This is a genomic window from Paenibacillus sp. NRS-1760 (assembly GCF_050467785.1).
Classification (GTDB): Bacteria; Bacillota; Bacilli; order Paenibacillales; family Paenibacillaceae; genus Pristimantibacillus.
Genome location: NZ_JBITPK010000010.1, coordinates 298,082 through 320,670, shown reverse-complemented (window position 1 = coordinate 320,670; position 22,589 = coordinate 298,082). Strand labels below are relative to the sequence as shown.

Genomic DNA, 22,589 nt, shown 5'->3' with positions numbered 1-22,589 from the left:
TATGCAACTCCTTCGTTTTTTAACCTGTTACTGATGCAAATCCAGGAAGCTCTACGACATTATTCGCTAGATCCAGCAGCCTTGTACGCAATTCTGCTTTGCTCATTCCCCCGTGCAGGGCAATAATTTCTTCAATATGTTCAAAATAAATCTCGGATGATTTGCCTATGTAGATTTTTGGATAAACCTGCTTTTCATTAATTTCATCATCTTTAAGCATTTCTTCGAATAGCTTCTCGCCTGGGCGAATTCCTGTGTACTCAATGCCGATTTCCTCGACCGAGTAGCCCGACATCCGAATGACATTTTGTGCAAGATCGGTAATATTAACGGGATCACCCATATCGAGGACAAAGATCTCACCGCCTCTTGCAAGTGCACCGGCTTGAATGACCAACCTTGAAGCTTCAGGAATGGTCATAAAATAGCGAACCATGTCCGGATGTGTAACCGTTACGGGGCCCCCCTTCTCTATTTGCTTCTTGAACAGCGGAATAACGCTGCCGCGGCTGCCCAAAACATTGCCGAATCTTACCGCTACAAATTTGGTATTGCTGAACCGGTCCATATGCTGAATGACCATTTCCGCAATCCTTTTTGTCGCGCCCATAACGCTGGTTGGATTAACCGCCTTATCGGTCGATACCATGACAAACGTATCCACGCGAGCTTGGCTGGCTGCTCTTGCCGCATTCAAGGTTCCCATTACGTTATTTTTGAACGCTTCCTCTGGATTTCTCTCCATCAGTGGAACATGCTTATGTGCTGCTGCATGATAAACGACCTGCGGACGATGAGCTTGCATAACGGCCAGCATTTTATTTGCGTCTTGCATATCGGCGATTTCTGTTACAAATTCTATTTTCGTATGTCCGTAAAGCTCTTTCAGCTCCATCTCAATGGAATAGATGCTGTTCTCTCCATGTCCAAGCAAAATAAGCTTCTCCGGTAAAAACCTCGAAACCTGCCTGCATACCTCAGATCCAATCGAGCCCCCAGCGCCTGTTACCATAACGACCTTCTGGGTAACGTAACCTGAAATACTCTCAATATCGAGCTCTACAGGCTCACGCCCTAATAAATCCTCAACCTGAACATCACGAAATTGACTTACCGACACTCTGCCCGTAGCCAAATCCTCAAGCATAGGAATGATTTGTGTTTTGGCTTTCGTTTTAGCGCATTCGCTAAAAATCGTGTTGAGCTGTTTTTTGCTCAGTGAGGGTATCGCAATAACGATATTGTTAATCTCATAATCAAGCGCAACCTTCGCAATGCTTTCAACTCCGCCCAACACCGGAATACCCATAATATCTAGATTATGTTTGTTTACATCGTCATCTATGAACGCAGTTGGCAATAGCTCCATATCATTGTTGCTAAGGAGCTGACGGGCAAGCATCGTACCCGCAGAGCCAGCACCAACAATTAACGTGCTTTTACGCAATCCAGCATTTTTCTGATAGCTGCCACGGAAAATTCTCCAGCATAACCTCGAACCTCCGATTAACAGCATATGAATCATCCAGGTCACGGCCAGCAGCCTGAAAAACACATCCTGCATCACAATTTGCTGAATAATCGCTGCTGCAAAGATCGAGAAGGAAACGGCCTTTGTAATAATCAATAGCTCCCCTACACTAGCATATTCCCATGCCTTCTTATACAAATTGTAGTAGAAGGAAAAGAAATGATGGCTTAACAGCAAAGTAATCGAGCTGATTACAATGGGTGCAGTCACCACATCAAGTGAAGCACTTAGCAATAACCTGCTAAAAAAAATGGCGGTAAAAACGATAATGGAGTCGATTAAAATCAATAAAGACAATCTTTGTCGATACGTCAAAGAACATTCACCCTTTCTTCAGATATAGAAAAAACAAACGAAATGATTGGCTTAAGAGAATCAAGCTTAATATCTCTGCTACACTCTTAGAGTGTTTAACTAAAAGGCTTTATACAAAACCATTTAGTTAAAGACTCTAAAATCGAGTCTAGGGGCATCGAACCCCGCCTCACACCACACTCTTGACGACTCGCGTCTAAGGTTTTTTTGCAACCCACAGTATGGCCGAGTGCCTCCATTGATAACGGTGAGGAGACATTACCGAATGAAATTGCCTTTACAAACACTTAATGTGCTTTATAAAGAACATTAGTCCGTAAAAAAAGCGCTATCCGATTGATATCATCAAACGCTCTACTTATTTAGTATGACACCCAATATATTAGCTTTTGCAAACAACAAGGCACGTTTCGCTTCCAGTGCATGCTCCTGCTGTGTTTTCCCATGTTTTAAAAGCAAGAGTACGCCGTCACATTTACTTACCAGCGCATTCGTATCCGGAACGCCAAGAACCGGCGGGCAATCCAGCAGAACCATGTCATAATGCTCATCTGCAAATGCCATTACATCTACCATCAGCTGTGAATCGAGCAGTTCTGTCGAATTATAGAGGCGCTGCCCGCTTGGCAAAATATCGAGTCCTTCGACCTCCGTATTATAGATCGCTTCACGAATTTCGAGCTGCTGCCCTAAAACATTCGACAAGCCTGGCGATGTTTGCACATTAAAGATTTTGTTTATGATTGGATTGCGAAAATTTGCGTCGATGATCAGCACTCTATCGCCACGTTGTGCCATACAGACTGCTAAGTTGACTGCCGCTGTCGATTTCCCTTCGCCCTCTGAGGGCGAAGTAACCAGTAAAGAACGCACCTTGCCGCCGCTCGCTGCATAATGAATATTGTTTCGAATGGTTCGATATTGCTCCGATACGATGCCATGCGGATTAATATAAGCGAGTAAGCTTTTGTTTACATAAGACTTTGACACCTTTTGCCGTTCACGAACCAATCGTCTCACCTCTTACAGAAATGCTTTTTTGTTTTTTCAAACGACTGCTAGCATAATCTTTTCGTTTAATTTTATTAACTTGACCAAGCATCGTTAGGCCGAGCAGCTCTTCCACTTCTCGTTCTGATTTGATAGAATCATCGAGTGAATCTAGCAGGAATACTAACCCTACGCTCAAAATCATGCCAAGCAAGAAGGCAATGTACACGATACGATTGCTTTTTTCATTAATCGGGAAAGGATTTTCTTCTGCCTTCGTCAACAATCTGATGCTCGTAATTCCAAGCACTTCCGATGCTACTTGCCTGTAGGTTTCCACTGCTGTATTCGCGATCTCAGCTGCAAGCCTTGGATCGGTATCCATAACAGAAACTACGGTAACAAGTGAGGCATCTACACTGTCTACTCTAATTTGGCTTCGTAATGCTGCTGCCGAAAGATTAAGACCGAGCTTTTCAATTACCTGATCCAAAACGATTGGCTCTCTGAACAATACCCTCACTGTGCCCATCATATCCGAGGAAGCAGCCACGATCATCCGCGTGTTTGATACATACATTGGCGTTTCAGGCTTTGAATTAAAGAAGCCAGCAGCGACTGTAAAGAGAATAGTAATGACCATGACTATCCACAGACGTTTTTTTACCGTGAGAAATAACGCTTTGAGATTTATTTCTTTAATCTTTACTCTGTCTTGATCATGATGCGATGCTTGTGAATCCTCCAGCCGTTTACCTTCCATTTGCACACCTGCTTACTATGTTTGTTATAAAGAACAATAACACAATATTAGTTCTTTATATAGAACATGTCAATACACTTTCCCGACTTTTTATTCCATGTCAGTTATCGATATGAAGAATAATAATATTTGATGATTTCTTTTTGTCAGCAGAGTAGACATTCGTCTCCGTTCTGCTTTCCTTCCACATATTTGAACGGATCAAGTCTTTTAGTGCTTGGAAATCACCCTTGCTCATACCTTCATCAACCGCATTTTTAATAATGACTCGCCATTCCTCATCCAACGTTTCATCCATATGAATCTTTGGTAAATGCTCTTCTCCGAGTAAATATTCAATGTTTGAGTCTAGTGGAGCTGCTATTTTTGCCATTACCTGAAGAGATGGGTTATTCTGCATATTGCGTTCAATGTAGCTCAAGTAGGACTTGGATACGCCCGCTAGGTCAGCAAGCTTCGTGATCGAGTAGCCCTTTTTTTCCCGTAGACTTTTAATCCGTTCCCCTATCATAATATTCTCCTTCGGCCAGTTTAGATCTAAACGTAAAGCTGAACAAAAACAACACAAACTAACACTTTATAACAGACAATATGTATATTTTAGTTCTTTAATGAGAACAGGTCAATAGCATTCCATTTTTTTCTATGCAAAGAAGCAGCAAAGATGTACAATTTTTGCAAAAGCAGAAGCTGTAAATATTTATTGAAAGGGAGATTATTTATGATATATTCGCTTAAATCGATAGACTGGATAGCGAAAAATGACCTTATCGATCATCTATTGCAACAAGAAGATAACTTAGCCATTTCTACAATGGATCAAGGTTTTGAAGCTGAGGTGGTTAAGGTCACTTTGGAGCAAACAAGCTATGTATTAAAAATATGGAACAAGGACTCCAGGCCTGATGTTAGTTTCCAGTTTCATTTATTGAATGCACTCTTTGACCGTGGATTATCCGTGTCGAAGCCTATTGGCTGGGGGATGAACGCTAATGGCGAAAAGGTATTGTTCACATCGTTTGACGGAGCAGCCGTTAAGAAAGTAAATAAAAAGAAAATGTCCGATCTTGCGCTCCTACTAGCAAGTATCCATCAAACTCCAGTGGAAGAGCTCTTACATGTACAGCTTCCAAAGTATGACTTCATCGACTACTTTTATTCTGCCATAAAAGAACATCCCGATTTATTGCTCGCATTAACACATTTTTTGAGCATGACAGAGATGAATCAAGAACAAATGATACACGGTGATTTTCATTTAGCAAATATACTCGAAAATAATGGAAAGTATACCGTCATTGATTGGACCAATGGGCAGTTAGGTGACATAAGGTATGATTTTGCATGGTCGTTCGTTTTAAAGAGCATTTATGTGTCTGAACAGAATGCTTCTGCATTTCGTACTGCTTATCTAAAAACAAATCCAATTTCACAAAATGACGTTCAGCTTTTTGAAGCGATCGCATGCCTCAGATGGATATTGTACAGTAGGCATGAAAAAGTGCCAAAGGGGACAAATACCCGTGATACAATACTAAGCTTAATCACTAACAACCCATACTTGAAAGAGCTGGATTTATACGATTTTTCAAAAAAGATATAAAATTTAGTTGCACAAGCCTTCACAAAACACGCAAAACAAGGCTGAACAAGACTACGCCATGTTCAACCTTTTTTTGCTGCCCTTCTTGACTCGCACTTCCTACTGTCCATGCACAAACTTTTTTATTTCATGTACTATTTATTCCTTCCTCGTTCATCCAACTATAATTACCCATTTTTATGAACCTCAATAAAAAAAGATCTCCTCACTACGGTTTATAACCGTAAGAGGAGATCCTTTTCATTTATCCAATAAGCGATATCAAGCTTTTAAATTCTAGCTCTTCAAATTTGAGCAATACGGTTTCACGTTCATACGCCCAGCAGCAGCCATCAAGCTCTGCCGATACTGGCACATCACAGCGAATTGTCGCTAAATCACGGGATAGATGCAGCATATCAAGATCCGCTTCAATTTTCACTCGGATTGTTTTGGATACTGCCTCCAAATTAGCAAGCAAGCCCTCGATTGAACCATGCTCTTGAATAAGCTTATGCGCTGTTTTTTCTCCGATACCTTTCACGCCTGGGTAATTGTCCGCCGTATCTCCCATTAACCCTTTGATGTCGATAATTTGAATAGGCGTAAGTTGGCGTTCTTCCATTAGCGTTTCCGGCGTATACACCATGTAGTTCCCGATGCCCTTCTTCATGATCGCAACCGATACCCGGTCGTCCACCAGCTGAAGCATATCATGGTCACCCGTCACAACAAAAATTTGCGCTTGATCCTTAAGTGCAGCAGCAAGTGTTCCAATGCAGTCATCCGCCTCATATCCTGCGATCCCAATATTCGGCACACCGAAGCTGGCAACAACTTCTTTCACAAGATCAAACTGAGGAATTAGATCCTCTGGCGCAGACGGACGATTGGATTTGTAACCATCATACTGCTCCGTACGGAATGTCGTGCTACCCATATCCCAGCAGCATACGACATGCGTTGGATTAAACGTATTGATTGCATCCATGAAATAACGAACAAAACCATGTACCGCATTAACAGGTACGCCTGCACTTGTTTTACGAACGCTTCCTCCGAATGAAGTAGCGAAATAAGCCCGAAATAAGATTGCCATCCCATCAACCAAAAGTAAACGTTGTTCACTCATCGTTATAAAACCCCTCTCAAACATATCAAACTATTATTTATATTTATTGCCCACGAATAAAATTTCCAATCCGCTCCGCAGCTTCCTTCAACCGTTTTTCGCTTTCAACCAGCGCTATTCTTACATAACCTTCACCCTCGGAGCCAAAAGCTTCCCCAGGCACTACGACGACACCCGTTTGGCGAAGCATTTCCTGGGAAATTCGCCTGGATGTCCACGGCTCGCTAAGCGACCACTGCATAGGAGGAAGCTGCGCCCAAACGAACATTGTTGCCCGAGGTGCAGCAACATCCCATCCTTCTGCACGAAGCGCTTCAAGGAACGTATTACGCCGCTGCTCATAAAGCTTTCCTGCCTTTGGCTTCTCTACATTTGCTATCGCTTCCTGAAGTGCAACAATTCCTGCCTCTTGAATAGGATCAAACACGCCGTAGTCAATATTCGCTTTCAGCTCGCGGAGAGCGGCGACTGCTGCTCTATTTCCAGCCAAAAAACCAATTCTGCAGCCAGCCATGTTGAAGCTTTTGGACAAAGAATGGAATTCAACCGCATGATCGATTGCACCCGGTACCTCTAGAATGCTTGGCGGCTCACAGCCTTCAAATCCCATCTCGGAATATGCAAGATCATGGACGACCAACACGTTATGACGCTTTGCTTTATCAATCAATCGCTCAAAAAAGGAGATATCCGCTATAGCAGAAATCGGGTTGTTCGGGTAATTGAGCAAAATAAACGTTGCCTGGTCCCACTCCGAATCCGGTATTGCCTCCAGATCGGGCATAAAGCCATTCTCCTCGCGCAGCGGCATCAATACAGACTCCACTCCCGCGAGCGCTAATGATGCAGCATAGATCGGATACCCCGGATTAGGCAGCAAAACGATATCGCCAGGATCACAAAGCGCCATAGCAAGATGGGCAAGACCGTCTTGTGAGCCAAGCAGTGTTACGATCTCGTCTCCGGCATCCAGCTCCACGTTAAATCGATGCTTCATCCATTTCGCTGCATGCTCTCGAAACGGCAAGCCGCTTTTGATTGCTGGATACGCGTACATATCACTGCGCAATGCCGCTTCACTAAGCGCCTGTCTAACGGCGGGCGAAGGCGGCTGATCCGGATTTCCGATGCCAAGATCAATAATATCAAGACCACTTTCCACAGCTGACCGCTTCCACGCTGCAACTTCTGCAAATATGGATGATCCTAGCTGCGACAGCCTCTTGGAACGCCATTTGGTTTGTGACATACGTCCATTCACCCTTTTCCATTGTTCCAAACTTGTTCGTATTGTTCTTCCTTATATCCAACAGTAACCGTCTTGCCATCCGTCACGATAGGCCGTTTAATCAGCATGCCGTTCGAAGCAAGCAAGTCATATTTCTCATCTTCAGACAAGTCAGCCAGCTTGTCCTTCAAACCAAGCTCCCTGTACACATCTCCAGATGTGTTAAAAAACTTTTTCAGCTCAAAACCGCTGGTTTTTACAATCTCCTTTAGCTCCGCAGCTGTAGGTGTTTGCTCAACAATATTTCTGGATACGACATCATTGCCCTTATTTTGCAGCGATTTAAGCGCTGAGCGGCATGTACCGCATTTTGGATATTGAATGATAGTTAGTTCCTTTTGTTTCGTCATCCTCTTGTTTCCTCCAGCATTGGGCTGACTAGTCCCATTTATTTTGACAGACTCCGTTCTAATCGTTCTAGCTCAGGCGGCAAATCCGCACGCCATTCCATCCATTTTTTTGTAATTGGATGGGTAAATCCCAGTATCTCGGCATGGAGTGCTTGACGGCCAACTGCATCCTCCCACTCTTCCTCCACACCTTGCTGAGTACCATACATTTTATCTCCGATAAGCGGGCAGCCGATATGCTTCATATGAACGCGAATTTGATGCGTCCGTCCCGTTTCGAGCTTTAAGCGCACAGCCGCTGCAGCAGGCTTGTCCGAAGTAGATTCATAATGTGCAATCATCTCATAATGCGTAATAGACGGATAACCCTCCGGCGTGACGATGCGAACATGCGGCTGGTCTGGGTCACGGTCAATCGGCGCATCCACCGTTCCGGCAGCTGGTGCAGGGCAGCCATAAACATATGCGCGGTACAGCTTTAAAATACCGTTTGCCTGCATTTGCTCCGAAAGCTGTTGATGTACATAGGAGGTTTTTGCAATAGCGACAAGTCCGGATGTTTCTTCATCAAGGCGGTGGACAGGACGGAAACGCACCTTCTCTCCCGCCTCTTGCCAATGGTAGACGATACCATTAGCAAGCGTCCCTGTGTAATGTCCATGAGTCGGATGAACAATCATCCCAGCTGGTTTATTTACGATAAGCAGATCCTCATCCTCGAATACGATCTGTACCGGAATAAGCTGCGGCAAAATATCTTCGGAAATTTCTCGCTCCATGCGTACGCGAATGATATCGCCCGCTGCAACAGGAGCTGTCGTATAGGCACGAATCTCGTTAACAGTCAGTCCATGCTCCGTTTGCTTTACTTGCGAGAGGAGCTTGCGTGATACGCCCAGTTGCCGCTCCAGCACCCGCCGGACGGTCATTCCATGCTCTGCCTCACTAACCGCAGCCACTAGCGGGCGATAATATAATAATTCTAGTCTATCCATCATTTTTTCGGCTTCCTAAATACTTCTGCACTGCGTACATATTCCGTATCTGATACGCCAAGCTTCGCATTTGCAACTCTAGCAGCGGCGAAGAAAAAATCGGACAATCGATTCAAATACGTTTGTACATCGGCATTAATCGAATGCTCCGCTGCAAGCGTTACAACGCGGCGCTCTGCACGGCGGCATACCGTTCGGCATACATGCAAAACAGCAGAAACAGAGCTTCCTCCCGGCAAAATAAACCTCGTGATTTCCGGTGCCTCTGCCGTATATTGGTCAATCCATTCTTCCAGACGTTTAGACGGCTCTGCCGATATTTTTAGAGGCGCGCCTTCAACGGCGTAAGCAAGATCTGAGCCGCAGTCAAACAACTCCTGCTGAATATCAACGAGCCAAGCTGCCATTTCTGCCAGCTCTTCATGTTTGGCAGCTTCCGCCGCTGCCTGCCCTACAAAACAATTCAATTCGTCTATGGTACCATATGCCTCAACACGAACATCATCCTTGCGCACGCGGCCGCCAATTAAAGATGTCTGACCGCTATCGCCCGTTCTTGTGTATAGTTTCATCGGCCTTGCCTCCTCTTTTTTCAACCATTACTCTCTATTCATGCAAACAGCAGGTCGGATAAGCTCCTGACCTGCTGTTTATTAAAGGCGCTAAATTAGCCTTCTTGCTTCAAGCGATGTACAAAGCCGCCTATTCGATCAAGCGCTTCGGTCAGATTCGTGACAGAAGTTGCATAGGAACAGCGAAGATGGCCTTCGCCTCCGAGACCGAATACATCTCCCGGAACAGCTGCAACATTCGCTTCGTCGAGCAGACGCTGCGCAAACTCCTCACTTGATAAGCCAGTCGATACGATCGATGGGAATGCATAAAATGCACCCTGCGGCTCATGGCAATCGAGTCCGATTTCCCTGAATCCTTTTACGACAAGACGCCGGCGCTGATTATAAGCCTCCACCATGCGGTCCTTCTCTTCTAAGCCATGTTGAAGTGCTTCAAGCGCTGCATACTGTGCCATAATCGGCGCGCACATCACTGTATACTGATGAATTTTTAGCATAGCTGCAATAAGATCGGGATGGCCGCAAGCATAACCCATCCGCCAGCCTGTCATCGCGAAAGCTTTCGAGAAGCCGCTCACAAGAATGGTTCGATCCTTCATCCCCGGCATTGCTGCAAAGCTTACATGCTTGGAGCCGTAAGTAAGCTCCGCATAAATCTCATCGGAAATAACAATAAGATCATTCTCTTCCACTAGCTTTGCAATAGGTAGCCAGTCCTCATAGGTCATAGTTCCGCCAGTAGGGTTGCTTGGATAACATAAAATAAGTACTTTTGATTTTGGCGTTATAACGGCTTGAAGCGACTCTGCCTTCAGCTTAAATTCATCCTTGGCAAACGTTTCAATACCGACAGGTTTTCCACCGGTAAGCGCGGTTATTGGTGAATAGGAAATATAACATGGCTCAGGAATCAAGATTTCATCGCCTGGCGAAATAAATGCGCGAAGGGCAAGATCAATGGCTTCACTGCCGCCAACGGTTACTAAAATTTCATTCGCAGGGTTGTAAGTTACGGCAAATTGATCATTTAAGTACTGCCCAATGGCTTCGCGAAGCTCTGGCATACCTGCATTTGACGTGTATTGCGTTTTCCCCATTTCAAGCGCATATACAGCAGCTTCCCGAACATGCCATGGCGTCACAAAGTCCGGTTCCCCTACTCCTAATGTAATAACATCCTTGCGCGTACTGACCAAATCAAAAAACCGACGGATTCCCGACGGTTTGATGCCCCGAACGAGCGGTGACAAATAATCAGCCATCGATTGACGCTGCAAAGGTGTGGAGGGTTGTTTCTCTTCATCTTTAATCATTGCCATCACCCTTTTTTCACGGCGAAACCATCAACCGATGATCACCTTCATGCTCCTCGAAGATAATGCCGTCTTGTTTGTATTTTTTCAAAATAAAAAATGTTTTTGTGGATAATACCGCGTCAATAGGCGATAGTTTATTCGATACAAAAGAGGCGACCTCTTTCAACGTTTTTCCTTCAACCTCAACGAGCAAATCGTATGCTCCCGACATCAGGTAGACGGATTTTACTTCTGGATATAAATAAATGCGCTCAGCGATTCCTTCGAAACCGCGACCGCGTTCTGGTGTAATTTGTACCTCAATAAGTGCAGTTACCTTCTGGTCGTCAATCTTGCTCCAGTTTACGACTGTCGCATACTTCACGATAATATGGTCTTTCTCTAGCTCGGCGATGGCTTGCTTTACTTCCTCGGTTGTTACGGCTAACATGGTTGCGATCAAATCTGCATCCCTGCGCGCATCCTCCTGAAGCAGTTCAAGCACTTTCAACTGTAATTCGGTCATTGTATAACTCCTTCCAGTACAACTGCAATTATAAAGAATATTTTACAACGTTTTTGTTCCTCGCGCAATCAAAGCATAAAAGGCTGAAGCCTTTATTTTGGCGGCTTCAGCACTTCTCGCGGAGAAATATTAGCATCATATGTAAAAGCTGCTTCTGCTTCCTATTCCTTATAAAAAGGAAAGACCCCAAAGGGGTCTTTACATGTAATGCGTTTGTGAGCCTTGTTGATATTGGCCGGACTGCTGCATTTGCGGCGTATACATTGTTTGGTTTTGCTGTTGCCCAAGGTTTTGCTGTAAAAACTGGCTTGTTTTTTGTTTGGTTTGCTGATATTGCTTAGCCTGCTTGTCCAGCTCCTGACGCAGCGCAGGCGAGGATGTATTGTACATATTCGCTTGCTGCATCGCCGTAAACAGCTGGCCTTGCAGTGCCAACGTGCTGTCTGTCAATTTCGTAAACAGCTGGCGAATATCAGGACAAGTAGATTCTGTTGCTGCTGTTGCATATTCACGAACAACTCTTTTCAAATCGCTAAGGATCGTGCCCGCCAAATCTTCCTCAGTCAATATCGATTGCTTTTGTTGTTGCTGCATTATGATTGACCTCCTAATCTTCTTTTAAAATCCTTCTTATTGTTGAGGCTGTGTTGGAGCCATTTGCTGATGGTGCGAAATCGCATGCAGCAAAGAATCATAGTGCTGCTGATGGGTTTGAATCATTTGTGAGCATAAATTTCTAAGCGCTGGTGTAGTACCGGTAGCAACAAGCGTTGCACATTGCTTAATTAATAAATCCTCGTTGGACATAGAGTCTGCAATGTACTCCAGCTCTTTTGCCGTCATTGGCTGCATCATTTAGTCATCCTCCTCTAAACTTGGTTCAAAATTACGATTTGATCCATTTATTTCGTGCCAAACGTATTATGAGCTAAATTCCCTTTATTTATGTGTCAATATTTAAATCGAAATTGCCGGTGTGAATTAATTGAAAGTCCACCTCTATAATTAACTGATCGGGCTTTGGCAGCCACTCCTTGCCTTTGCATGCTTGCTGCCAATAAGTTTGATGGTAACGGTACAGATGATGCTCCAGTTGAAAGAAACTAACTTTCTTCTCCAGCCCCTTGCGGAACGTATCCTCCATCTCCTGCTTAATCCGCGCTTTAACTGACGAAACAATTTCATGTTCCTGTATAACGCCATCCATTTCTGCTACATTCCCGTCTACTCGCATCTTTAATGTAAAAATGGGCTTGTCACCTTTAAAACTCACATCCACACTCCCTCTGGATGAAACGACAGCGATTGCTGCTTTCCCTTTTTCCCCTTGCGCTTTGAGCAGAAAATGCTTGAATTCAGGATCTGCCCATCTTAGCCCTGTGGCTTCAGGCTCCGTAAGATAACCGAGATATTTAAGATCTTTAAATATAAATATCCCTTCTATTAACTGGATTTGAAGCGGTTGTTTCTTTCTTTTCCAGTATTCTTCATTTGCATTCAAAGCAGGGAGAGTAGTTACCATAGAGGGTTCATTCAGCGTCTGTACCGCTAGCTGCAAGGAATAAGGACGAATGAAGCTCCTCTGACTGTCGAGAGGGCCCGGCATATACATAATGCTGTTAAGCGGTGATTGGTCAAAAAAAGTATCGCTAGTAAAAATCTTATTAATCGGTGCTTTAGTTCCAAATAGCAGCGAGGTGTACCGCGATGCCCGCTGACGATTTACCCCGTCCATGATGTCAGCAATTTTGCTCATCGCTCTCTCCTGTACGATCACGGTTTTTAAATGCTCCAAGCTTAAAATCGTTTGGCCAGAGCGAGCCAGGTCATTTAGAGCAAGCAGTACAGTATCTCCCGATCCTTTTCCGATCCAAACCGGGTTTGGATCAGGCTGAAGCGATTCTGTTTTTGCAATTAGGCCAAATTTAATCGTTTGGGCATAAATATCGTATTGTCCGTCCTTATAATCGATGCCAAATGCGGATATATAGCTCACATCCGCCAAGTTAACTTCATCCCAGCAGCCTTGCAGAAGCAACGACATAAACATGATGCCTGTCAGTGCCGCACACTTTCTAAGCTGTATTCCCCGCTTTTCAATCCATGCAAAGAGCATCATTTATCCCTCCTAGTACTCTTAAGCTTCCATGGCATTTGTATAAGCGCTGGCAGCAGCTCTTTTAAGCGCATAGGTGCAACCGGGTATAAGTAAGAGCGTCCAAATGATTCTAACGTGCACATGTAGATAAGAACGGCAAAGGAGCCGACAAAAAAACCGAAAATGCCCAGCACAGATGAGCAAAGAAGGACAAGGTAACGGATGATGCTTACAGAGCCGCTTAATGACTGATTCACGAGAGTAAAGGTTGATACCGCCGTTACCGCGGCCATTACGAGCATCGTTGGCGATGTCATGCCCGCACGGATTGCTGCATCTCCAACGATCAATCCGCCTACAACAGAAACGGTTTGACCTACTGCTCTTGGCAATCTCACGCCAGCTTCCCTGAATAGCTCGAACATGGTCAGCATCAGAAACATCTCCATCGTTGCCGACAGCGGCAATCCGATTCGCGACATCGTAATGGTTGCAAGCAGCGTAAAGGGAATCTGATCCGTGTTGAATGCCGACAACGCAATCCAAAAACCTGGCAAACAAATAGACAATACGAGACCTACGAGCCTTAACAACCGTTCTAATGAAACATAATAAAAGGGTAAATGTGCGTCCTCCGGTGATTTGATGAGCAGCAATAAATTTCCTGGAGCAATAAGTGCCGATGGCGACCCATGGAGCAATATCGCTACCTTGCCTTGCAGCAACGATTGAACGACATAATCAGGCCGCCCTACAAATTCAACGAGTGGAAATAATGATAAGCGGCGGTCGGATAAAAGCTCCTCCAGTTGACTTCCTCCTACTAGAGCCGGAATATCAATATTGTCCAGTCTCCTTCTAGCTTCTTTAACAAGCTTGGGATCAGCCTTGCCCTCCATATGAAGCAAAGCTACCTCCGTCAATGACTCGGAGCCGATTTTGCTATACTCAACATGCATATCTGGTGTTTTTAGCCTCATGCGGACTAATGCAACATTCGTTGAAAGCTGTTCGACGAACCCGTCGCGCGGTCCTCGAATCGATACTTCAAGCACCGACTCCTCAGGTGTCCTCCCTGGCTGATTAGCGATGTCAAATTCAAACAATCCTTCGAATTTAGCAAAAGACAAAATGACGCTGCCTGCAAATAAGCGTGCAAATACGTTGCTGTCAAGATCACCAGACTGAATTTTACTAAATAACATGCTGGGCTTATGTTTTTCACCAGTATCCGCAGCTGGTACCGTTCTGAGTTGCTCTGCCCATTTCTCCAATAGCGGCAGTAAGCCTAGCTGCAATTGTTGGTTGTCGATTAATCCATCACAATAAAACAAAGTCACTTCCATTGGACCGTCTACGTCGAGTGTCAGCTTATATTCAATAACATCATGACAATCCTTCAATATGTGTTTTAACTGATCCAACGAAATATCGTTATGATCGATCTCACTATTATGCTCGTCATGAATCATGACTGCTCTGCCTCCTCCGAACCGATAATGGCTGTTCTCTTTTTATCACCCTGTTTTTTTCTAAACATAGACACGATCCAAATTACGATCGTTAAGAGCATGACGACAATGCCGGTGTACTGAAATGCAGCATGTAATGCGGTCCTTACCTGAAGCATATTTTTGATGCCAACGCCCGAGATGACCAAAATAATAACGCCGAGCACAGTAGGTGATATCCACTTCTGTTTTAAACGGCGCAGCGGCCAAAACTCTGACAAAATGTGAATGGATATCGATAGCCGAATAAGTGCGCCTGACATCCACTGAAAAATAGCAAAAAAATCAACATGCTCAAAATATTTTCCGATGGAGACAAGTCTCCATTGCGAAAAAGCAGGGTACCGCATTTTATCAGCTTCAACAGGGCCGAATTCTACAATCGCACCCATTACCGGACCAAGTGTCAGCAGCGATAAGAATAAAACAAGCACGATGAAATGCCATCTTTTAAATTTTCCATGGATATGATGCTGAATGAACATAAACCCAAAAAACTCGCAAGACGAAGTCAACACAAAATAAATACCTTTCATGACCGGGCTCATCCCATTCTCGAGCATAGGCAGCAAATAGTGATAATCTTTGTGAGGCATGTTCGCAGACATGACAAAATCGCCTAAAAACACAACGATCGGCAATAATATACAGCTAACATAAGCAATGGTCCGCAGCCCTGAGACTGATGCAAACATACAAAGACCTAAAAAAACAGTACAAACCACCATGGAGGGCGTATTAGGCAAATAGGTTGTCGCAGTCCACGAAGCTGTAATAATAAGCGATTCAAAAGCAATACTCAGCTGTACCAGAAGAAAAATACTAATAAATATCCAAGCCAAAAACCGCGGCATAAGCTGTATGAGCCATTGATCAAACGGAGTTCCATCCATTCGCTTTAGTATTCCATAAAAAGGAAACAAAACCCAAGGAAGGACGATTACAAGGCCAAAAATAACAGAAATCCATGCATCGCGCTTAGCAGCATCAAGCAGCAGCGGTACAACCAGAACATGATTTACAAGTCCAACAGACAAAACCATCATTAACATAGAGGGTAAAATCCCAAATGGTTTCACTTTCATAATCTTGTCACTTCCTTCCAAAGATAATGTTTCCAGATCTATGTATCTAAATGCATCCTGTCAATCTTTTATTTAAAGAGATCAAAAAAAACTATGCTTAAGCCGTTTACTGGCTAAGAGCATAGTCTTCTTTCCTACGGAATATGAACCGTCTTCACATGATCAAAATGTAAAAAAACGGGGTTTCCACTTACAGTCGCAAGCTCAATCATGCTTTGATCGACATTTTTCAGAACGCCGATTTTATTTGAATTCTCGCCGAGATCAAGCACGACGAATTCGCCGATTAATTTACGAAGCTGTTGATCAAAAGTTCTTGCAAGGGTTAGCGGGGATGGCTTTAGAGGGAATTGTTCTGGTGTTAACGTGTATGGTGTTACGTTAGGACTGTACGGAATTAAATATTTCATATGGTGGAGAGAGATGATCACCGTATGATATACAGGTGAATAGAAGACGAAAAAATCATTCATAACGGTGGTCAAATAACCATGAATAGACTGATTACCTGTAATATAAATTTCAGAGAACATACCTTTTGCGTTCATCAATATTTTTCGGTACGAGACGGGTTCATTATAAGGCTCGAAAGGCATTTCCGGTACTTCATATATTTCTTCTGCTTCTTCTTTATGAGTTGAAAGACGAAGCTGCTGCAGATGAATAAGCGGGATATACAAAAATTGTGTTCCATTATGCAGCACTAATATATCCTGACCAAACTCGATCAATTTACCTCGTATAGGCGCTACTTTCCCTGAAATCTCCAATTCGACCTGCTTATCCAACAGCGGATGACGGTTTTTCATGCAATTAACCTCCTTTCATCCGGATAGATCGCTTAATCGGGCAAAAGCTCTACCTTTTGCCCGACAGGCCATTATTATTTTTTTACTGAACTGCGAGTTGTTTTTACGGCAGCCGCATTTGCATTACTTTTTCCACCGCTGCGATTGCCTTGTGTTTTGTTTTTATTGTTGTTTTTGCTGTCGCTTTTGTTTTCGTTTTTGCTGTTGCTTTTGTTTTCGTTTTTGTTATTGTTGTTTCCGCCAGAACGGTTGCTCGCAGCTTTAATCGATTTGATGTGGTAGTTCTGGATTTGCATAGCCTCTTTACCGGAAACGAGAAGAATTGAGTTGTTTCCTGCTTGAGCAATGAAACCTTCAACCTTCTCAGGTCCGCCAGAATTAAGCTGTACGAAGGTTTGATTCAGGGCACGGATAATGCCATTAAAATTGCTTGCATTAATAACCGCTGTGCTGCCACTGCCGCTTCTATTGCCTTTGCTGCCGCTGCTTGTATTGCCGGCTCCTGCCTCCGTAACACTTTTAACATGGCTAGTTGCAACATATACGACACCTTCACTTGTGACTAAAACGAGATAGTCGCTTTTTACAGAGTGAAGCTTGCCTTGGAGTGATTCCGGTCCGCCGCGATTAATTTTTGCATTTTTGCCTACCATCGTTTGTAAAAAATTATGATCCTTGTTTCCACTCTGGCTGCTTTTGTGGCTATTGTTATTACTAGCAACCGATTGACCAGCTGAATAACCATTGTTGTACCATAGACTCATAAAAAAATCCCTCCGATAATTTCATTGTTTGTTGTTCAAAGCCTGTCTTCAAATACGCCCTTACGACCTATTCACTTCCCATTCATTACTCTGTTGCTTTTCATCCTCCTTCTCCCATTCACTCCATCTATCATGAGATACGAAATGTAATATATTTATATGTATACCGTATAGAAGTGGTACTAGATTGTTAACTATTTATGAGAGATTGAGCAATTCCCCTATAAATAATAGAGTAGTATAATTATAGATTTTGAACTCTACTGGTTCAGATATGGAAGCTTTCCATTATGATCATTAGGATTGAAAACATTCATGACCAAATAATCGTGACCATCTGGGCATTAGCTGAATAGAGTATTAAGATCAAAACGCCTATCGTGCAACGGTAGGCTTTATCTTTTGCTTTTAGGAGATGGTTAGATGGTTGCTGAAGTCTTGCCGACACGTTCCATACGCATGAATGCTTCTGATTTCCAAGAGATACAAGGCGATGCTTGGGGGCGTTCCTTCAAACCGGCACAGCTCGAGATGGAGGGACAAACCTATACTGCAGAGTTTGGCCTGCGGGGAGGACATACACGTAATTATTCCAAAAAATCTTATGAGGTTCGGCTTGAAAATGGCAAAACATTTCATTGGAATGCGGAATATGACGATCCATCCATGATGCGGAACGCACTTTCCTTTTACTTTTTCAATAAAATTGGTGTGCCATCCCCTCAAACCAACCATTTCTGGCTCATAATAAATGACGTGCCTCGAGGCGTTTATTTGGAAATCGAAGCGGTAGATCAACTTTTTTTCGAAAAAAGGGGCATTGGTTGCCGTTCTCTTCTCTATGCCGTCAATGACAGTGCCGACTTCAGCTTAACGGACCCTGTCTCTAAAGGTACGAAAGCTTCGTTATTTGATGGTTATGAATTGAAGCTGGGAAAGACGGGGACAAAAAAGAGGCTCGTATCGTTCGTTCGAAATATCAATCGTTTGTCTGGCAGTAAACTGAATGAACATCATGCCAAACGCCTTGATGTATCACAATATTTATTATGGCTTGCGGGAGCTGTATTGACAGGAAATTACGATGGATTTGATCAAAACTATGCGCTTTATGAGCATAGCAAAAGTGGGAAATATCGAATCATTCCATGGGATTACGAGGGAACCTGGGGGAGAAACTGTTACGGAAAGCCTTGCGGCAGCGATCTCGTCCGTCTTCAGGGCTACAATACGCTGACAGAAAAGCTATTTACATTCCCATCGTGCAGACGAAAATATAGAGCGATAATAAAGAAACTGCTGTTATCCGCATTTACTGCCGAGAAGCTGGAACCCGTCATTTCACAGATGCATGCACAGTTATCTCCGGCTATTCGCAGCGATTATACGCGAAAAGCGAGCTATGACACCTTTTTAGCAGAACCAGCCTTTATTTATAATTATATTGATGAAAGACGCAATATATTGCAGCAATCATTACGGGAATGGTTATAAACCACTCCCGTATGCTGATCAAAAAATATCCATGCTCATATACCGCTCTCCAGTATCTGGAGCAATGCACAGCACTCGCTTCCCAGCACCAAGGCGTTTTGCAATTTGCATCGCTGCCCATACCGAAGCGCCTGAGGAAGGGCCTAGCAGCAAACCCTCTTGCGTCGCTAACGCTCTCATTGTCGTTAGAGCATGCTCATCTGAAACTTGAATGATTTCATCATAAATCGATGTATTAAGAATAGCGGGCACGAAACCAGGACTAGTGCCGACAAGCTTATGCGGGCCTGGCTTTCCTCCTGACAACACCGGTGACCCTTGCGGCTCTACTACCGCTACATACAAATGAGGGAGCACTTCCTTTAGCGCTTCACCTGTTCCTGTGATCGTGCCTCCTGTTCCAGCGGTAGCAACGAAAGCATCTAGCTTGCCATCTGTCTGCTCGATAATTTCTATCGCAGTCGTCATTCGGTGAATCTGCGGATTCGCATGATTCTCGAATTGATTCGGTATGTAGCTGCCCGGGCGCTCAGCCCGAAGCTCCTCCGCTTTTCGAATTGCTCCCGGCATGCGTTCAGCAGCAGGTGTAAGCACAACTTCCGCTCCGTATGCTTGCAGCAGTTTAATCCGCTCAGCAGTCATGTTGTCCGGCATAACTAATATTATGTTGTAGCCTCTAGCTGCTGCGTTCATGGCTAGGCCTATGCCTGTATTGCCGCTAGTTGGTTCAATAATGGTATCACCAGGCTTAATCAAACCGCGCTTCTCGGCATCATTAATAAGAGAGAAGGCTGCGCGATCCTTTACGCTGCCGCTTGGGTTGAAGCGTTCCAGCTTAACGCATACTTCGGCGCTGCCTTCCTCTGGAAGACGGTTTAGCCTTACGACAGGCGTATTCCCAATTAATTGCGTAATGTCTGCAACTACTTTCGGCATTTCTTCACTTCCTTTCAATTTAGGTTTGTGCTTGCTGCTCTGTAAGAAACGGCTTCATGAACCACCAACCAGCAATCGGCACGATGCCAACCGCAAACAAGAGCCAAGTGATGGCGACAGCAGAATGATTCAGCGGCAAAACGATTAAATATGACGATAAGCCGATAATCCTGCCAAAAACTAATCCCGCTTCACGAAGGACGATAAATTCCTCTCGTTCCCGCGCACTTTCCTCGGACTGGCCAATGAGGTCAAATACTCTTGAGGTCATAGGTATAATATAAAGCGGCATAAACAGTGATGTTCCGATTCCGAACATAAGCAATGTAGCATAAGAGACCTTCCAGAACAGCGGCAATATAACGATTCCAATCATGATAACGCCTATGAGCATCGCCCATTTGCGATTGTTTTTTTTGAGCTTTTTGCCAACAATCCAGAAGCTGATCAAAGCAACTAAGGATGTAATGAGTGAATACGTTCCTAGCTTGCTTTCGTTTTGCGTAGCTACGTATACCGTAAGGCCAACAAGAAACATAAATACGCCTTCTCGCACGCCCTGCGCTGCAATAGCTGGAAACATGCGACGCCATGGATTTCCTTTTTGCATCAGCTGCTGGAAGCCATGCTTCCAATTATAGCGGCCTTGACCATGGCGTTTTTTAAGCCAAAAGCTGAGCACTACACTTATAGAGAATATGATTAATGAAAGGGTGAAAATAAGCCTATATCCCTTTTCTCCTTGCATCGACGTGATAAGCAAGCCTGATACCCACGGCGCCACGATACCTGCCGCAGAACCAAGCAGCCCCGACCAGCCATTGAAACGATCCCGATTATCTGGATCTGTCACTTCGAAATAAACTACATTAAATGCGACCCAAAAAAAACCGAGTGCCATCCCATTTAAAAGGCCAAGCGGCAAATAATATACTTTCGCTTGTGTACCCAGCAGCAATACTGAACAATAAAACACGCCTGACAAAATAATGCCTATGCGCAAACTATTCATTTTGTTATGCTCTTTTACCCATTTCCCAACAACCCAAAAGGTTAAACCACTCATTACATATTGACCCATAGTGAACCAACCGATCAACATATAAGATTGGCTTGCTTTCCATAAGTATACGGGAACAAACGTCCCGGACAGCGCGTTCGCAATACCGTAAAGCGCCTGCACAATAAGTAAAAGGGCTGCTTGTCCATTTAAGGTTTTTGCCAAAACGATTCCTCCTGCCGCAGGCCAGTTCATGCATTCACATGTCTGGCCCTTTACGTATCAGAATTACATTTTGTAAGATTCCCTTATTGGATGCAGCCCATGCCCGTCCATTATTGCCAGTTGTCTGTTATTCTTCCGGTGTTAGACGATTGATCATTTGCTCGCGATCGCCTGAACTCAGCAAGGACGAGGTTTGATAGCAAACGGGACAAACGTACAAGGTCAATTGAAAAGGAGTTTCGAGCACCGCTTTTCCTAAAGATGGAGCGATTCTCGAATCGAATTGCTGCCCGTCAATTGTCTGTACGCCTGCTTCGATCATATACGCCCGACATGCCGGGCATTCAGGCACTTCATCCTGATCATCAAGCACACGCTGAACCGTTTCTTCCACAGCAAATCGTGCACTGTCAGCATTGCGGAAGCCATCACCCTGAGCTAGCCAACGTTTATGGTTCGGATCATCGGAATCGTCTTCTTCCGCTTCTTCCTCCAGTTCATCGTCTGACCAATCGTCTTCAGTTTCCTCGCCATTTTGCTTTGCTGCTCTGCGAGCATCATTGATTTTTAGCGCCTGAACTGCTTTTTCATGCTCATCAGCTTCCACTTCATCCTCATCATAACCAAGCTCTATCGTACGATATGCGCTTAATTCATTGTCGCAATGCGGACAATGCGATTCCGGCCCAATTTCTTCATCCCATACAATTTCCGTTAAACACCAAGGACATATCAAATGCTCATCCATGCTCATAACTTCCCCTCTAATGATTCATTAAATATACGATACCGAATACAAAAAACAAAACAGCGACAACCGCTAGTATTCTCCATAAATATTTCATATGGTTTCACCCCGTTTATATAATGACAGTTGCACCAATCACGTAAGATAAAGATACAGAAATGATCATTGCAATAAGCCCTACCGCACGGTTATCACGAGCGATTTCGTCATCGATTCGAAAAACTGGCGTTAGAAATTCGAATAAAAAATATGCTGCCATAAGTATGACGAAACCGAACGCACCCCAAATAAGGCTTTGATACACCGAATCGTTGGACTCGATGGAAAACCTGAAAATATTACAAATACCGAATATTTTACCGCTTGTCGCCATAGCAACAGCAACGTTTCCCTTTTTTATCTCCGTCCAGCATTTATATTTGGTTACGAGCTCAAAGCACGATAAAAAAACGATGAGAGACAGCACCGCAACCGATACATAAACAAGTGAAGCAGCATACGGATTGCTCAGCAACTGATCGACTTCATTACTCATTTACAAGACCCCTCCATCATCTGCCGTATTCGATTGCGCAAT

At 44.0% G+C, this 22,589-nt stretch carries 24 protein-coding genes; 2 read left to right on the top strand and 22 right to left on the bottom strand.

All coding sequences use genetic code 11. The annotated features are described in order from the left end of the window. Positions 1–19: 19 nt before the first annotated feature. From ACIFSR_RS12460 to ACIFSR_RS12445, 4 genes are all read right to left on the bottom strand, one after another. On the bottom strand, positions 20–1,846 hold the full coding sequence (locus ACIFSR_RS12460) for a polysaccharide biosynthesis protein (protein ID WP_339207721.1): 1,827 nt from the start codon (positions 1,844–1,846) through the stop codon (positions 20–22). Between the two features lie 354 nt (positions 1,847–2,200). Then, positions 2,201–2,857, bottom strand: coding sequence for a CpsD/CapB family tyrosine-protein kinase (locus ACIFSR_RS12455; protein ID WP_339207719.1), 657 nt, complete (start codon positions 2,855–2,857; stop codon positions 2,201–2,203). Continuing rightward, positions 2,847–3,599: a YveK family protein gene (locus ACIFSR_RS12450; protein WP_339207718.1), complete on the bottom strand. Its 753-nt coding sequence runs from the start codon at positions 3,597–3,599 to the stop codon at positions 2,847–2,849. The genes ACIFSR_RS12455 and ACIFSR_RS12450 overlap by 11 nt, the downstream gene beginning before the upstream one ends. A gap of 100 nt (positions 3,600–3,699) precedes the next feature. Continuing rightward, positions 3,700–4,110, bottom strand: coding sequence for a helix-turn-helix domain-containing protein (locus ACIFSR_RS12445; protein ID WP_076267870.1), 411 nt, complete (start codon positions 4,108–4,110; stop codon positions 3,700–3,702). A 192-nt stretch (positions 4,111–4,302) separates the two neighbouring features. Between ACIFSR_RS12445 and ACIFSR_RS12440 the strand changes: the two genes are divergently transcribed. Next, positions 4,303–5,202, top strand: a complete 900-nt coding sequence (locus ACIFSR_RS12440; protein ID WP_430057623.1) for a phosphotransferase enzyme family protein — start codon at positions 4,303–4,305, stop codon at positions 5,200–5,202. A 244-nt stretch (positions 5,203–5,446) separates the two neighbouring features. Here the strand turns inward: ACIFSR_RS12440 and ACIFSR_RS12435 are convergent, their stop codons facing one another. The 14 genes from ACIFSR_RS12435 to ACIFSR_RS12370 all read right to left on the bottom strand — a co-directional run bounded on the left by ACIFSR_RS12435 (position 5,447) and on the right by ACIFSR_RS12370 (position 17,609). After that, on the bottom strand, positions 5,447–6,313 hold the full coding sequence (locus ACIFSR_RS12435) for a 5'-3' exonuclease (RefSeq protein WP_430057621.1): 867 nt from the start codon (positions 6,311–6,313) through the stop codon (positions 5,447–5,449). Between the two features lie 43 nt (positions 6,314–6,356). Then, the gene (locus ACIFSR_RS12430) at positions 6,357–7,562 is read right to left on the bottom strand and encodes an aminotransferase class I/II-fold pyridoxal phosphate-dependent enzyme (protein WP_430057620.1); all 1,206 of its coding nucleotides are present in this window, start codon (positions 7,560–7,562) and stop codon (positions 6,357–6,359) included. 8 nt (positions 7,563–7,570) lie between these two features. Further along, positions 7,571–7,951, bottom strand: a complete 381-nt coding sequence (locus ACIFSR_RS12425) for an arsenate reductase family protein (protein ID WP_430057618.1) — start codon at positions 7,949–7,951, stop codon at positions 7,571–7,573. A 38-nt stretch (positions 7,952–7,989) separates the two neighbouring features. Beyond that, positions 7,990–8,949: an RluA family pseudouridine synthase gene (locus ACIFSR_RS12420; protein ID WP_430057617.1), complete on the bottom strand. Its 960-nt coding sequence runs from the start codon at positions 8,947–8,949 to the stop codon at positions 7,990–7,992. Then, a complete protein-coding gene (locus tag ACIFSR_RS12415; RefSeq protein ID WP_339207711.1) occupies positions 8,946–9,518 on the bottom strand; it encodes a cob(I)yrinic acid a,c-diamide adenosyltransferase in 573 nt (190 codons plus the stop codon). The genes ACIFSR_RS12420 and ACIFSR_RS12415 overlap by 4 nt, the downstream gene beginning before the upstream one ends. A 95-nt stretch (positions 9,519–9,613) precedes the next feature. Then, a complete protein-coding gene (locus tag ACIFSR_RS12410; RefSeq protein WP_430057616.1) occupies positions 9,614–10,834 on the bottom strand; it encodes an aminotransferase class I/II-fold pyridoxal phosphate-dependent enzyme in 1,221 nt (406 codons plus the stop codon). A gap of 16 nt (positions 10,835–10,850) precedes the next feature. Continuing rightward, positions 10,851–11,342, bottom strand: coding sequence for an Lrp/AsnC family transcriptional regulator (locus ACIFSR_RS12405; RefSeq protein ID WP_076267879.1), 492 nt, complete (start codon positions 11,340–11,342; stop codon positions 10,851–10,853). 198 nt (positions 11,343–11,540) lie between these two features. After that, entirely contained in the window at positions 11,541–11,936 is a 396-nt protein-coding gene (locus ACIFSR_RS12400; protein ID WP_339207709.1) for a spore coat protein, read from the bottom strand. Positions 11,937–11,972: 36 nt separating this feature from the next. Then, positions 11,973–12,197: a hypothetical protein gene (locus ACIFSR_RS12395; protein WP_339207707.1), complete on the bottom strand. Its 225-nt coding sequence runs from the start codon at positions 12,195–12,197 to the stop codon at positions 11,973–11,975. 88 nt (positions 12,198–12,285) lie between these two features. Then, positions 12,286–13,461: a Ger(x)C family spore germination protein gene (locus ACIFSR_RS12390; RefSeq protein WP_430057615.1), complete on the bottom strand. Its 1,176-nt coding sequence runs from the start codon at positions 13,459–13,461 to the stop codon at positions 12,286–12,288. Further along, complete coding sequence (locus ACIFSR_RS12385; protein WP_430057613.1) at positions 13,458–14,912, bottom strand: spore germination protein; 1,455 nt, start codon at positions 14,910–14,912, stop codon at positions 13,458–13,460. The genes ACIFSR_RS12390 and ACIFSR_RS12385 overlap by 4 nt, the downstream gene beginning before the upstream one ends. Then, entirely contained in the window at positions 14,909–16,036 is a 1,128-nt protein-coding gene (locus ACIFSR_RS12380) for a GerAB/ArcD/ProY family transporter (RefSeq protein WP_430057611.1), read from the bottom strand. Before ACIFSR_RS12380 ends, ACIFSR_RS12385 begins: the two co-directional genes overlap by 4 nt. Positions 16,037–16,170: 134 nt before the next feature. After that, positions 16,171–16,845, bottom strand: a complete 675-nt coding sequence (locus ACIFSR_RS12375; protein ID WP_076267884.1) for a DUF2642 domain-containing protein — start codon at positions 16,843–16,845, stop codon at positions 16,171–16,173. Positions 16,846–16,919: 74 nt separating this feature from the next. Continuing rightward, entirely contained in the window at positions 16,920–17,609 is a 690-nt protein-coding gene (locus tag ACIFSR_RS12370; RefSeq protein WP_339207701.1) for a hypothetical protein, read from the bottom strand. A 423-nt stretch (positions 17,610–18,032) separates the two neighbouring features. On the opposite strand from ACIFSR_RS12370, the gene ACIFSR_RS12365 reads away from it, so the two are divergent. After that, on the top strand, positions 18,033–19,103 hold the full coding sequence (locus ACIFSR_RS12365) for a CotH kinase family protein (RefSeq protein ID WP_430057610.1): 1,071 nt from the start codon (positions 18,033–18,035) through the stop codon (positions 19,101–19,103). 18 nt (positions 19,104–19,121) lie between these two features. Here ACIFSR_RS12365 and cysK read toward each other — a convergent pair whose 3' ends face one another. From cysK to ACIFSR_RS12345, 4 genes are all read right to left on the bottom strand, one after another. Then, positions 19,122–20,039 carry a cysteine synthase A gene (cysK, locus tag ACIFSR_RS12360; protein WP_339207699.1) on the bottom strand — a complete coding sequence of 306 codons (918 nt, stop codon included), beginning with the start codon at positions 20,037–20,039 and terminating at the stop codon, positions 19,122–19,124. Between the two features lie 19 nt (positions 20,040–20,058). After that, positions 20,059–21,264 carry an MFS transporter gene (locus ACIFSR_RS12355; RefSeq protein ID WP_339207698.1) on the bottom strand — a complete coding sequence of 402 codons (1,206 nt, stop codon included), beginning with the start codon at positions 21,262–21,264 and terminating at the stop codon, positions 20,059–20,061. Between the two features lie 127 nt (positions 21,265–21,391). Then, complete coding sequence (locus ACIFSR_RS12350; protein WP_430057608.1) at positions 21,392–22,012, bottom strand: hypothetical protein; 621 nt, start codon at positions 22,010–22,012, stop codon at positions 21,392–21,394. Positions 22,013–22,124: 112 nt separating this feature from the next. After that, positions 22,125–22,547, bottom strand: a complete 423-nt coding sequence (locus tag ACIFSR_RS12345; RefSeq protein WP_076267890.1) for a DUF350 domain-containing protein — start codon at positions 22,545–22,547, stop codon at positions 22,125–22,127. Positions 22,548–22,589 lie beyond the last annotated feature (42 nt).

Excerpts from the sequence above, each read along its gene's own strand:
- ACIFSR_RS12365 (WP_430057610.1), top strand. The coding sequence starts at position 18,033 with ATGGTTGCTGAAGTCTTGCCGACACGTTCCATACGCATGAATGCTTCT.
- ACIFSR_RS12385 (WP_430057613.1), bottom strand. The coding sequence starts at position 14,912 with ATGATTCATGACGAGCATAATAGTGAGATCGATCATAACGATATTTCG.
- ACIFSR_RS12345 (WP_076267890.1), bottom strand. The coding sequence starts at position 22,547 with ATGAGTAATGAAGTCGATCAGTTGCTGAGCAATCCGTATGCTGCTTCA.
- ACIFSR_RS12425 (WP_430057618.1), bottom strand. The coding sequence starts at position 7,951 with ATGACGAAACAAAAGGAACTAACTATCATTCAATATCCAAAATGCGGT.
- ACIFSR_RS12370 (WP_339207701.1), bottom strand. The coding sequence starts at position 17,609 with ATGAGTCTATGGTACAACAATGGTTATTCAGCTGGTCAATCGGTTGCT.
- cysK (WP_339207699.1), bottom strand. The coding sequence starts at position 20,039 with ATGCCGAAAGTAGTTGCAGACATTACGCAATTAATTGGGAATACGCCT.
- ACIFSR_RS12350 (WP_430057608.1), bottom strand. The coding sequence starts at position 22,012 with ATGGATGAGCATTTGATATGTCCTTGGTGTTTAACGGAAATTGTATGG.
- ACIFSR_RS12380 (WP_430057611.1), bottom strand. The coding sequence starts at position 16,036 with ATGAAAGTGAAACCATTTGGGATTTTACCCTCTATGTTAATGATGGTT.
- ACIFSR_RS12390 (WP_430057615.1), bottom strand. The coding sequence starts at position 13,461 with ATGATGCTCTTTGCATGGATTGAAAAGCGGGGAATACAGCTTAGAAAG.
- ACIFSR_RS12410 (WP_430057616.1), bottom strand. The coding sequence starts at position 10,834 with ATGATTAAAGATGAAGAGAAACAACCCTCCACACCTTTGCAGCGTCAA.
- ACIFSR_RS12415 (WP_339207711.1), bottom strand. The coding sequence starts at position 9,518 with ATGAAACTATACACAAGAACGGGCGATAGCGGTCAGACATCTTTAATT.
- ACIFSR_RS12405 (WP_076267879.1), bottom strand. The coding sequence starts at position 11,342 with ATGACCGAATTACAGTTGAAAGTGCTTGAACTGCTTCAGGAGGATGCG.
- ACIFSR_RS12395 (WP_339207707.1), bottom strand. The coding sequence starts at position 12,197 with ATGATGCAGCCAATGACGGCAAAAGAGCTGGAGTACATTGCAGACTCT.
- ACIFSR_RS12420 (WP_430057617.1), bottom strand. The coding sequence starts at position 8,949 with ATGATGGATAGACTAGAATTATTATATTATCGCCCGCTAGTGGCTGCG.
- ACIFSR_RS12450 (WP_339207718.1), bottom strand. The coding sequence starts at position 3,599 with ATGGAAGGTAAACGGCTGGAGGATTCACAAGCATCGCATCATGATCAA.
- ACIFSR_RS12430 (WP_430057620.1), bottom strand. The coding sequence starts at position 7,562 with ATGTCACAAACCAAATGGCGTTCCAAGAGGCTGTCGCAGCTAGGATCA.
- ACIFSR_RS12375 (WP_076267884.1), bottom strand. The coding sequence starts at position 16,845 with ATGAAAAACCGTCATCCGCTGTTGGATAAGCAGGTCGAATTGGAGATT.
- ACIFSR_RS12435 (WP_430057621.1), bottom strand. The coding sequence starts at position 6,313 with ATGAGTGAACAACGTTTACTTTTGGTTGATGGGATGGCAATCTTATTT.
- ACIFSR_RS12445 (WP_076267870.1), bottom strand. The coding sequence starts at position 4,110 with ATGATAGGGGAACGGATTAAAAGTCTACGGGAAAAAAAGGGCTACTCG.
- ACIFSR_RS12400 (WP_339207709.1), bottom strand. The coding sequence starts at position 11,936 with ATGCAGCAACAACAAAAGCAATCGATATTGACTGAGGAAGATTTGGCG.